Annotated in this window: 9 protein-coding genes; 8 read left to right on the forward strand and 1 reads right to left on the reverse strand. The window is 70.1% G+C overall.

Annotated elements, in window-relative coordinates; genetic code table 11:
* Positions 1-107: 107 nt before the first annotated feature.
* The 7 genes from ACWD4U_RS16480 to ACWD4U_RS16510 all read left to right on the forward strand — a co-directional run bounded on the left by ACWD4U_RS16480 (position 108) and on the right by ACWD4U_RS16510 (position 9,614).
* Complete coding sequence (locus ACWD4U_RS16480) at positions 108-578, forward strand: MarR family winged helix-turn-helix transcriptional regulator (protein ID WP_363454408.1); 471 nt, start codon at positions 108-110, stop codon at positions 576-578.
* 153 nt (positions 579-731) lie between these two features.
* Positions 732-3,380: a helix-turn-helix transcriptional regulator gene (locus ACWD4U_RS16485; RefSeq protein ID WP_363454410.1), complete on the forward strand. Its 2,649-nt coding sequence runs from the start codon at positions 732-734 to the stop codon at positions 3,378-3,380.
* An 84-nt stretch (positions 3,381-3,464) separates the two neighbouring features.
* On the forward strand, positions 3,465-6,641 hold the full coding sequence (locus ACWD4U_RS16490) for a hypothetical protein (protein ID WP_363454412.1): 3,177 nt from the start codon (positions 3,465-3,467) through the stop codon (positions 6,639-6,641).
* Between the two features lie 43 nt (positions 6,642-6,684).
* Positions 6,685-7,932, forward strand: coding sequence for a hypothetical protein (locus tag ACWD4U_RS16495; RefSeq protein ID WP_363454414.1), 1,248 nt, complete (start codon positions 6,685-6,687; stop codon positions 7,930-7,932).
* 103 nt (positions 7,933-8,035) lie between these two features.
* Positions 8,036-8,656: an L-threonylcarbamoyladenylate synthase gene (locus ACWD4U_RS16500; RefSeq protein WP_363454416.1), complete on the forward strand. Its 621-nt coding sequence runs from the start codon at positions 8,036-8,038 to the stop codon at positions 8,654-8,656.
* A 16-nt stretch (positions 8,657-8,672) separates the two neighbouring features.
* Complete coding sequence (locus ACWD4U_RS16505) at positions 8,673-8,885, forward strand: hypothetical protein (protein ID WP_363454418.1); 213 nt, start codon at positions 8,673-8,675, stop codon at positions 8,883-8,885.
* A 309-nt stretch (positions 8,886-9,194) separates the two neighbouring features.
* On the forward strand, positions 9,195-9,614 hold the full coding sequence (locus ACWD4U_RS16510; protein ID WP_363454420.1) for a hypothetical protein: 420 nt from the start codon (positions 9,195-9,197) through the stop codon (positions 9,612-9,614).
* An 811-nt stretch (positions 9,615-10,425) separates the two neighbouring features.
* Here the strand turns inward: ACWD4U_RS16510 and ACWD4U_RS16515 are convergent.
* Entirely contained in the window at positions 10,426-11,034 is a 609-nt protein-coding gene (locus tag ACWD4U_RS16515) for a TetR/AcrR family transcriptional regulator (protein WP_363454422.1), read from the reverse strand.
* A gap of 423 nt (positions 11,035-11,457) precedes the next feature.
* Between ACWD4U_RS16515 and ACWD4U_RS16520 the strand changes: the two genes are divergently transcribed.
* Positions 11,458-11,850: an ester cyclase gene (locus ACWD4U_RS16520; protein ID WP_363454424.1), complete on the forward strand. Its 393-nt coding sequence runs from the start codon at positions 11,458-11,460 to the stop codon at positions 11,848-11,850.
* Positions 11,851-12,079 lie beyond the last annotated feature (229 nt).

The raw sequence follows: 12,079 nt of genomic DNA on the forward strand, positions 1-12,079 counted from the left end.
GCGGTCCTTCCAGGGGCTTGAAGGCCTAGATGGTTGATGCCTTCAAGTAATTTCGACGGTAGACCTCGATGGTTGATGATGTCAACTAATCTCCCTATGCTGGACCCATGCGCCAGACGCCCCGGCCCGCACCAGCGCCCTCCTCCGAAGAGCTGATGGAACGGCTCGCGCGGGTGGCGGCGGCCTACTACCGCCACTTCGCCGCGGTGGCCGCCGGGCGCGGGCTCACCCTGATGCAGGGCAAGACGCTCAGCCTGCTGGTCCGCCCCCGGCCCATGCGCGCCCTCGCCGACCTGCTGGCTTGCGACGCCTCCAACGTCACCGGCATCGTCGACCGGCTCGCGGCCCAGGACCTCGTCCGCCGTGAGGCCGACCCGGCCGACCGTCGGATCAAGAACATCGTGCTGACCGAGCAGGGCGAGCGCACCGTCCGCCACATCCGAGCCGAGCTGATGTCCGGGCTCACCGCCCTGGAACGCCTCACGCCCGACGAGCGAGACACCTTGCACACCTTGCTGGGGCGCGCCTTCCCCGAGACCGCCGCCCCTCAGGGCGGGACGCTCTCCGGCGGATCGTGACGGCACGGTGCGTCGTAGCGGGCCGCCGGTGACCTCGGTCTGGCTGAGTGATCGACAGCTCCACCATCGCGCTTGGGAGTTCAGTAGTGTGCGGGGCGTCGAGTGTGCGGCAGGGTCCGCAGGTGGCGCGAGCGCCGTTCGGAGGAGCTGGCTATGGACGCGCAGACCGGAACGTCCCGCTGGCCTCTCGTCGGACGGGACGGAGAGCTGGCGCTCTTCCAGCGGGAGTGGGCGGATCGGCGGTGCCAGGGGGTGGTGGTGTGCGGGCCGGCGGGTGTGGGGAAGTCGCGGGTGGCCGATGGCTGCCTGGACCGTGCCTCGGCTCTCGGCTACCGGACCGTACGTGCGACTGCCACGGCGGCCGCCGCCGCGGTGCCCCTCGGGGCGATTGCGCACCTGGTACCGGCCGAGGTCGACCTGTCGGACCCGGTCCGGGGATTCGGCCAGGTCGCTGCCGCGCTGGCCGGACCGCAGCGGCGCCGATGGGCGGTACTGATCGATGACCTGCACCTGTTGGACGCGACCTCGGCGGTGCTGCTCCGGCAACTCCTGGACGCCGGCGTGGTGCGGCTGATCGGTACGGTGCGCACCGGGGAACCGGTCAGCGAAGCGGTCGATGCCCTGACCGGCTCGGACGCGGTGTCCCGGATCGACCTCGCCGAACTGGACGAGCAGCAGAGTCACCACCTGCTGCGGGAAGTGCTCGGCGGGCCGGTCGGGCACCGCACCCTGCATCACCTGTACGCCGTTTCGAAGGGCAACGTGCTCTACCTGCGCGAGTTGGTGCTCGGTGCCCTGCAGGCCGGGACCCTGGCCGGCCGCGGCAGGATCTGGGAACTGACCATGGACCCGCCCGCGGCCACGCCCAGGCTGACCGAGCTGATCAGAGCCCGTCTCCTGGGGACGGATGCGGCCGCACTCCCGGTGCTGGAACTGCTGGCGCTGTGCGAACCGGTACCGCTGGCCGACGCCCAGGCGATCGCCTCACTGGACGTGCTGACCGGCCTGGAAACGGCGGGCCTGATCCAGGTGACCGCATCGCGGCGCCGCACGGTCGTGCAGCTGGCTCACCCGCTCTACGGAGAGGTGCTCCGCACCGGCATACCCACCCTGCGCCGTCGCACCCTGCTGCTCGGTCAGGCCGAACGCACCCAGGCCCACGGTGCCCGCCGCCGCGACGACGCACTGCACCTGGCCACCTGGCAGCTGACCGCCACCGGGACGGCCGCACCCGAACTCCTGGGCCAGGCAGCCAAGTTGGCCCGCCACGCGCACGACTACCGGCACGTGGTCACCCTGCTGCGGGCCCTGCCCGAGGAACACCACACGATCACCACCCGGCTGCTCCTCGGCGAGGCCTACTCGAGCCTGCACATGTTCGAGGAGGCGGAGGCGGTCCTGTCCCGCGCGAGCGACACCGCGGAAGGCGAGGCGGAGCGGATCGTCACCATCCGCACCCGCGCCCTGACCCTGCTGCTGAGCGGACGCACGAGCGACGCGCTGGAGGTGAACCGGTGGGGCAGCGAAGGCAGCAGCAGCGAGGTGGGGAAGAAGGCCTTCCGGGCCAACGAGGGCTACATCCGGTGCCTGACCGGAGAACCGGTTCCAGGACTGAGCCTGCTGGAATCACTGACCGATCTCGAGAGCGAGATCGACTCCGCCCACATCCTCGACGTGTGGCTGGTCGGCGCACTCTGCAAGACCCTCGCCCTGGCCTGGGTCGGTCGGACCTCCGACGCGGTGCACTCCGCCGACCGGGCCTACGCGACCCACCTCCGGATGGACGAGAAGGCGCTCTTCCAGCACCCGTCCGTCCAACTCCACGGACTCACCGTGGCGTTGACCGAGGCCGGGGAGCTGTCCCGCGCACGCACCATCGGCCGGGAGGCGATCTCCCAGGCGGTTGCCGCCGAATCGCCCGTCAACTACCTGTGGGCGAGCTTCTTCACCAGCCGCACCGAGCTGGCCGCCGGCCACCTGGGCGAGGCGCGCGACCTGTTCGCGGCGGCGGCCGCGGAGGCGCACGCGCAGGACGTCGGGCTCGGTACCCGGCTGATGGACTCCCTGCTCGCCGCCGTCCACGTCCAGCTCGGCGAAGTCCCCGCCGCCGAAGCGATCATCGCGGAGAGCCTCGACCATCCGATGATGGGAATGCTCCCGGGTGAGGAACGCCTGGGCGAGGCGTGGGTGCAGGCCGGCCGCGGCGACCTCGGACAGGCCCGGGCGATCCTGGCCCGGGCCGCCGCGTCGGCGAGGGAGGCCGGTCACACGGCGTCGGAAGCGCTGCTCCTGACGGACATCGCCCGGCTCGGCGGTGCGCGGGAGGTCGCCGACCGCCTGGCCGAGCTCGCGGAGCGGTGCGACGGAGTGCTCACCCCGGCCAGGGCGCGCCTGGCCCGTGCGCTGGCCGCCGAGGACCCCGACCTGCTCCTCGCCTCGGCGGAAGAACTCGAAGCCGTGGGAGCGGACCTGCTGGCCGCCGAGGCCGCTACCGCCGCAGCCACGCAGTGGACCCGGGCGGGGGAGTCCCGCCGCGCCGCCCACGCCACCACCCGGGCCACCGCCTGTGCGGCCCGGTGCCGGGGCGCGAGCACGCCACTGCTCGCGGCGGCCCCGGCCACCGCCGCGCTCACCGCCCGGGAAAGGGAGATCGCCCTGCTGGCCGCGGCCGGCACGTCGAGCAAGGACATCGCCGCCGCCCTCCAGCTGTCGGTACGCACCGTCGACAACCACCTCCAGCGCAGCTACGCGAAGCTCGGCGTCACCACCCGCCGTGAGCTCGCCGTCATCCTCGGCGACTGACGCCGAAGTTGAGTAGTCGTTACTCACGCGCCGCGGTCTGACGCGCCGTTAGCTTCCAGTCGAGAAGTCGACAAGGAGCGTGTGATGAGTCAGATCAGTGCCGCCGGCGCGAGACGCCGCCGCGGCAGGGGGGTACGACGTCTGCTCGCGGCAGCCACCAGTACCGCGGTGCTCGCGGTCGGGTCGGTCACCGTCACCGTCCACCCGGCGGCCGCGGCCGCCCCGGTCACGGTGGACATGGTCAAGCTGCAGCACGAACTGTTCGCGGCGCACCTGCGCCAGCACAGCGGCAACGACAGCCTGAAGAACCTGGTGCTGAGCGCCTACATGGTGGGGAAGGCCCAGCACAGCCCGAACCTGACGTCCGATCAGTTGATCAGCGCGACCGGCCTGTTCTCCAACTGGTGGGACAAGAGCCTCGCCCCGTCCAGCGCCGAGGCGACCCTGGACAACTTCAACACGGCCCTCGACCTGGTGGCCGTCGCGGCGCCCGAGGGGAAGATCGCCATCGAGATCCTGAAACCCATGTACGACAGCCTCACCAGGGGCGACTTCAAGGAGTACGACACCTGGCAGAACCAGGTGGCCGGGGCGAAGTTCCAGTACCAGTTCATGTCGAAGTTCTACGGCGCGGCCGGGGACATCGTGGCCGGCAAGGTCCTCGATCTGGGGCAGAACCCGAACGCGGAGTTCTCCAAGGCCTGGGACTCCTACTTCGGTTCCAAGCTCCAGGTCCGCACCAGCTCGACGGTCGACGAACTCATGGCCGACCCCACGCTGACGGCCATGGTGAACACGAAGTTCATCCTCGAGCAGCAGGCGGGCAGCGACGGCTACCTCCACGAGATCATGAACCAGCTCGCCACCGCGGAGGACAGCCTGCACGACCAGATCGCGGAGGTGATCAAGAAGCAGGACGCCGCCGCGGGCGAGGACATCCACGTCACCGTCGTCACCTACCCGGTCGGCACCACCGCGGCCACCCCGCCGCCGTCCGTGGAGGAGAGGGCGAAGGCGAAGGCCAAGGAGCGCCAGGCCACCATCGACTCGATCGCGGCGGGCATCGACGTGCTCGCGGAGCTCGCCGGATTCGCCGATCCGGATGCCGGCAGGATCGTCGCGGGGGTGGGCCACGCGGGAATCCAGATAGCCACGGCGATCAACAACTACCTGCCCGAGATCGCCGGAAAGGGCCTGGCGGACGCGCTGCTGTCCACCAGCACGCTCGCGCTCACCGGGAACATCGCCGGCGCGATCGGCTCGCTGCTCCCGCTCTTCCGGGCCGGTGCCCCCACCCCCGAGCAGCAGATCCTCGCCGAGGTCGGAAAGCTGCGCCAGGACGTGTCCGACCTGCGCACGGAGATGAACCAGCAGTTCGGCCAGGTCAACAGGTCGCTGAGCATCATCTACTCCGACATGCTCACCCAGTTCGACCAGGTCCTCGCCCTCCAGCAGGCGACCGAGAGCAGGCTCATCTCGATCCAGGGCAGCCTGGACGGCATCAAACAGAGCATCGACGCCTGGGGCGGCGAGATCGTCAAGTCGTTGGGCCAGATCGACCTCAACGACGCCCACCAGGCCATGGACACCTACCTGGACTACTACCAGAAGTACGGCCAGCCCATCCCCAGCTACGACCAGTACGTGCACGCGGAGAGCACGCTCCACGAGGCCGCCACCGACAAGGTCCTCAACGCGCCGCTGGTTCTCTCGGCTTCCTCCTACCCCAATCTCGAAAGCGACCCGGGCGCGGTCCTCGACGCCTACGACCGGGGCGGTGCCGCCGGATTCCTGGCCTGGTACGGCAAGCGCCACTACGGGTGGCCCCTCGTGGCCGCGGACCCCGCGCACCCGGAGCTCACGCCTGCGGTCGCCGCCACGGCCGACTGGCTCTCCATCGCCAACGGGTACCAGCAGCTGATGGCGCAGAACAGCGGCTACGCCAAGCAGGTCAACACCGCCCAGGCCAGCCAGATCGTGAGCGTCGGCGACACCATCAACAAGTCGGCCCAGGCCCTGAGCGCCCCGCGGAGCCCGGCGAGCGCGGACGGCACCGTGACCAACCCGCTCTACACCGGTCTGGTCAGCGACTACAGGAACGCCGCGGACGCCTTCCAGGCCCAGCTCAAGCCGCTGCAGAAAGCGCAGACCGGCGACAAGGACTACCAGCTGTTCGGCACCGCGGACCAGGCGCTCCCGGCGGGCCAGAGCCCGACCGACCCGGGGAAGGTCCCGGCGTGCAACTCCTGGCCGTCGCAGCCGTCGCTGACCCGCCCCGGCAACGTCACCATCAGCAACGCGCCGAGCGCCCTGGCGTTCGCGCAGTACGCCCACCCCGACGGCCCCAAGCTGCGGCTGTGCCACACCTCCGGGCTCGCCGACGCGGAGACCTCCAGCACCGGAACCTGGGACATCACCACGGCCAACCTCCAGGTGACCATGCAGGTCGAACTCGACTGGGGCAACGACCACCAGGTCTACACCTCCTGGACCCGCAGCTGGCCGCTCGGCGTGGTGTGCCGGCAGAGCAACATCGGTGCCCCCGGTGGCTACTGCCACGACGAGAACTACTACCTCAACAAGTGGGACGCCACCTACGCGCCGTCCTTCACCGCCACCGGCACCGACTTCGTCCAGAACGACCAGGTGGCAGCGAACGCCCGGACCAGGATGACCCAGCTCCTCGCCGGGAAGCAGAAGGCCTACTACGACGCCGTGGTGCACGACCTGCAGACCGCGGGCACCCCGCTGTTCGGCGCCAACGCCGCGCTGACCAAGGCCCTTCGGCTGATCCAGGGCTACACCCAGGCGGGCTGGGCGACCGCGCTGCGGCAGGACGTCCAGCTGCAGCTGGTCGTCAACGGCGCGGAACGGCTGCCCGGTGACACCGGGGACGACACCGTCATCACCAACATCTTCCGCAGGGCGCAGGCGAACTACAGCGGATGCAACCCCCAGGGCGGCGCAGGCTCCCCGTGCAGCTCGACCACCGGGTACAGCCCGATGGCCGGACAGACGTACGGCTGGCTGGCCGGCTGCTCCGCCTGGGCGAGCAAGGCACCCCTGCCGGCCGACAAGCTCGCCGCGGACCCGGTGGGCAACACCGTCGAGGCGTACGCGCAGTGGGACGCCGGCTTCCTGGGCGGGTTGTACGAGCAGCACTCGAAGGAACTCGCCGCGCACACCTACACGGAGGCGGTCCCGGAGGTGCTGACCACGATGAGCGCGCTCAGCACGACCAACACCATCCTGCACACCTGACCAGAGCCCGACGGAATCGAGCAGGAACCTGGAATCGGTAGACATGACGACACGTAAGAAGATCCTGAGATGGGCGGGCGCCACGCTGGTCTCGCTGGCCATGGCCGCGACCCCGCAGACCGTCCACGCGGAACCCCGCCCGCAGCTCCCCGCAGCCTCGGCGGCGACCGCTTCGTCCGAGGACACCGCGCCGAAGGTCGCGGTTCCCAAGCCCAGCAAGCTGGAGAAGCCTCCGGCGGACTTCCCGAAGGCCCCCGAGAAGGCACCGGAGGGCAAGGCCCCGACGGCCACCGGCGCCCCGGCCGCACTCGCCCCGGCGATGCTCGGCAGCTTCGACAGGCTGGACCCGACTCCGAGCGGATTCCGGCTCCGCGGCTGGGCGGCCGACCACAACGCGCCGTCAGCCGCCCTGGCGGTGTACGCCTGGGACGACACCGGCCAGTCCACCTGGTCGACCGCGAACACCTACCGTTCCGACGTCGACCAGGTCTACCCCGGCCTCGGCAGCTACCACGGCTTCGACTTCCAGATCCCGCTGCCGTCCGCCCGGGCCGGGCACACCGTCTGCGTCAACGCCTACGCGCCGAGCAGCGGTTCGATCGGACTCGGCTGCCGCACCTGGGACACCCACGCCTTCGGCACGAACGAAGTGTTCACGACCGAAGTGCCCAGCCCGACCGGCACCGTGATGGTGGTACAGGGCTGGGCCATCGACCCGTACACGTCGGGAATCGCGACGGTCGTCGTCCGCCGCGACGGCCAGATCGTGGCCCAGAGCAACACGGGAGCGTCGCGGCCGGACGTCGCGGCATACTTCCCGGCCTACCCGATCGCCGGGTACAGCATCGGGGTCCCGCGCACCGCCACCAACGGCACGCACACGCTCTGCGTCTCCGCGCTCTCCGGCGGCGTCGAGCAGACCCTGAACAACGGCTGCACCACCTACACCGAGGACCACACCACCTACGGGTCGCTCGACAAGGTGACCAGGAACGGCGAGAACGCCCTGGTGGAGGGCTGGGCCCTCGACAAGGACCTGGGCACCTCGGCGATGCAGGTGGAGATCAGCGTCGACGGGCAGGTCGTCAGGACCGTCGCCGCCAACACCGAACGCACCGACATCGTCGCCGGCTTCCCCGGCTACGGAAGCGCCCACGGCTTCTCCACCACCATCCCCGCCCGGCCCGGCCAGCACACGGTCACCGCGCGGGCGATCAACCAGGGACCGGGTGCCGACGGGACCTGGTCCAAGATCTACGACAGCTCGCTGGGTGTCTGTCCGCTCAGTTGACGGCCTGACACCCCGGTTCCCCTCGCCCCGTCGGCGCGCTGCCCACGCACGCGCACCGGCGGGGCGACGAAAGTCGCCCGCCGGATCGCGTAGGGTCGGCCAAATGGCGAAGTACTTCGACGTGCACCCGCAGACCCCCCAGCCGCGCACCATCGGGACGGTGGTCGACAGCATCCGGTCCGGGGCCCTCATCGCGTACCCGACCGACTCCTGTTTCGCCCTGGGCTGTCGCCTGGACAACTACGAGGGCCTGGAACGGATCCGGTCGATCCGGCGGCTCGACGAGCGCCACCACTTCACCCTGATGTGCCAGGACTTCGCGCAGCTGGGGCAGTTCGTGCAACTGGACAACAACGTCTTCCGCGCCGTCAAGGCGGCGACCCCGGGCAGCTACACCTTCATCCTGCCCGCCACCAAGGAGGTGCCGCGCCGCCTGATGCACCCGAAGAAGAAGACGGTGGGCGTCAGGATCCCCGACCACCCGGTCACCCGGGCGCTGCTCGCCGAGCTCGGGGAGCCGCTGGTCTCCAGCACGCTGCTGCTCCCCGGGGAGGAGGAGCCCATGACGCAGGGGTGGGAGATCAAGGAGCGGCTCGACCACGTGCTGGACGCCGTGGTGGACTCCGGCGACTGCGGCACCGTCCCGACGACCGTGGTCGACTTCTCCGGCGGCGAGGCGGAGATCGTCCGCCGCGGGGCCGGCGACCCCGCGCGCTTCGAGTAGCAGCGGCACCCAGGCCGTGCCGCTCCGCACGATCTCCGCTGCCGCCCGGGTGGTGCGGCCCGGCCGGACCGTCCAGATCGCCGCCGCGACTGGACCTACCGCGACGCCGTCGATCCACCCGAAGATCGCGGTGCGCGCCGCCGTCCGGGTCGGCCATGGCCGGTCGCCGAGCGACTCCCGCTTCAGCGTGGCGAAGAACGACTCGGCGAGCGCGTTGTCCCGACACTGACCGGTGCGGCCGACCGACAACCGACGGTTCGCGGTCGCCCTCCACTGCCGCGTTCTCGGTCTGCTCCGTCCTGATCCTTCGGAGCAGCGGGCCGCAGGGACCGCCTCGTGGCGGCCCTCGGAGTCAGTGGCCTCGGCGGGGTCGAGCGGGAGGGCGTGGCGGCGCTTGCCTTGTGCGCGGTGGGCTTCTGGTGCGCTCGTACGGGGGGGTTTGCAGTCGGGCGCGGCCTATCGGTCGGTGTGTACCCGTACGGTCCTTGGTGGCCGGGCTTGTTGAAGCCGGAAGCGTTGGCTTGGGGAAGGACTTCACATGGTCGGGAACAAGGGGATCCGTACGGCCGGCTGGGTGGGGGCTGTGGTCAGCCTCCTCGTGGGAGGCGTGTGTACGGGGGTGGCGGGGGCGGCGACCGGCACCGGGACCAAGGTCACCGCGCCCTACGCGCAGGCTGCCGCCGTGGTCAACTCCGACGGCAGCATCAACCGGTCCAAGGGGATCGCGGGCGTCACCAAGCCGGCCGTCGGCCGGTACTGCGTCGAGTTGGAGGACAAGGCGCTGGACGTGACCCGCCTCGTCCCCGTCGCCACGTTGCAGTACACGTCGTTCGAGTACGGGATCAGGATCTCGATGTGGCCGGACCCCGTGTGCGGGACCCGCAGCGACACCTTCCTCGTCATCACCGGGAAGCCGGGCGTGTGGGAGGACCAAGCGTTCTCGATCGTCATCCCGTAGGCCCGCGGCGGCCACGCGGACCGTCAAGGCGGCTTCGTGTACGCGCTGTGGCGGTCCGCCGGCCCCGGGAGTCATTCCCGCCGGCGAGGAGTTCGACGTGGAGGCGGTCCCGCCCGGCGAGCGGTGCCCGCCGCAGGTCCCACCCGCTGGCGGCGGCGCCGACGGCGAGGGCGTCAGACGCGGACACGGACGTCGCCGGGTGGCTGCCGCGGGCCGAGGCGTACCGCTGCACCTACCTGACCGACTGGACCGTGGTGAAGGCCCGCTGGGCCCCCCGAGCATCGACCCGGTCGAGCCCGACACGCTGCACCGCCTCACCGCCGCCTGCCCGAACACCGAGCTCATCCTCACCCGCTGACCCAATCCGGCCGCACCGGAGATCCTTCGTGGTGGCCTGGCGAGTCGTCAGGGCACGGATTCCGCCGGAGGCGATCATGGCCGTGGCGGTCGGTGGGCCGCCGAGCCGGGCGAGGGCCGCGGTCGCGTGTCCGGTCCAGGCGAACGATGAGGAGACTCGCGGATGAAGACCGTTGTCCGCGGCGGCCCGCCGGCCACCGTGCCGGTGGCCGGGGTTCCGCTGCTCGCCGGGGCGCCGGCCCGGGCCGCCGAGCCGGTCACCGACGCCACCTGCGTGATGAAGGCCTACGGCGTGTTCGCCCATGCGGTCGGCCCCGCCGCCACCGTGTCGCGCCGGCTTGATCAGTTGGTGGCGCGGGCGGGATGCCGTGGGTATGGGCCAGTCATGAGGCCTGGGCCGTCGATGCGGGTGCGGGGTTCCGTTTTCCGCATGAGGACACATTCCGGGCATGCCTCAGGCGAGTGGCCAGTTGCGTAGTGCGGCGTCGGCCATCTCCCGGAGTTCATCGCGGTCGACACCGCTCGCGGCTTGTACGGCGATGCCGTAGGCGAAGGTGGTGAGGTAGCGGGCCAGTAGTCCTGGATCGGTCTGCGGAGGCAGGTCGCCTTCGTCGACGGCGCGCTGGAACCGCTCCTGGATGCAGCGGTAGCCGTCGTTGCGCCAGGCGACGAGGAGGTCGCGGACTTCTTGTCCGGAGCCGCTGGTGGTCAGTGCGCTCTGGACGCCCAGGCAGCCATTTGGATGGGCCGGGCGGGTGGTGGTTCGAACGGTGCCGGCCAGGATTGCGGTGGCGACACGTAGGGCGGTCGGTTCCTTCAGGGCTCGGGCGAGGTATGCGCTCGGGCCTTCGGTGTAGCGCTCCAGGACCCTGCGGAACAGCTTCTCCTTGTTCCCGAAGGCTGCGTACATGCTGGTGGTGGAGATGCCCATCGCGTGCGTCAGCGTCGCCGTGCTGGCTCCCTCGTAGCCGTGCTCCCAGAAGACCAGCATGGCGCGCTCCAAAGCTTCGTCGGCATCGAACCCTCGGGGGCGGCCGATGAGGCCGCTCTGCTGCTTCTCCACCCCTGCAGCCTACCTTTTCTGTAGCGATCGCTGCGGAAGTGCTACCGTTCTACTTCCGCAGCGATCGCTACAGAAGTAGATGGGGCTCACCACGTGGGACTGATCGAGGGGAGGGCCGCTCTCGTCATCGGGGCAGCACCGGGATCGGACCGGCCGGTGACGCCCGACCGGCGGCCGATGGCGCCCACGTGTTCATCACCGGCCGCCGGAAGACCGAACTCGACGCGACCGGGAAGCACTTGGTCCGGCGCCCCCGAGGTGACCGGAGACATCTCAAGCGAGCACGCCACCGGTTCGACGACGGCGCTGCGGTCATCCTGAACGGCTCTACCGACGTGGACGTCGGCGGTGATTCGCCCGGCGTGTATGCGGCAACCCAAGCGGCCGCCCAATCCGGAGCCGCCCCACAGAAGGGTCACCCTTGTGTCCGACGGAGATCTGCGCGCTTTCTACCTGCGCTACATCGAGGCGCTCAACGCCCACCAGTTCGGCGGCATGGACGAGTTCATCAACGACCGGACCACTCTGAACGGTGAGCCGGCCACCCGGGACGACCTCATCGCGGTTCAAAAGCATGACGTGGACGCGGTTCCGGACCTCCACTGGGAGCTCAAGGAACTGCTCTTCGACGGTGACCGTCTGGCCGCGCGACTCGTCAACACGGGTACCCCGGTGAAGGAATGGCTCGGCGTGGCTCCTACCGGCACCTCGTTCGAGATCACCGAGTACGCCATCTACCAGGTCAGCAACGGTCGGTTCGTGCACATGACCGCCCTGCATGATGCCGGCGAACTTCGCCGGCAACTGACCGGCTGAGTTCCGGATCAGCGCCAGCAACGCACAGAACAGTCCCACCATCGCCAACGGCCCAGCCTGGCCGCATGACTCGTAGGGGTACGCATGACCATCACTCTGATCACCGGGGCCAACAAGGGCATCGGGTTCGAGGCGGGTCTGTAAAAAGAACGGTGTAACTCCCGATCAAGGAAGTAGCACCTGATGACAGACGTGACCGTCTCGGCCGAGGCCGTGGAGGCCGGGCGGC

Source organism: Kitasatospora sp. NPDC002522 (assembly GCF_053595195.1).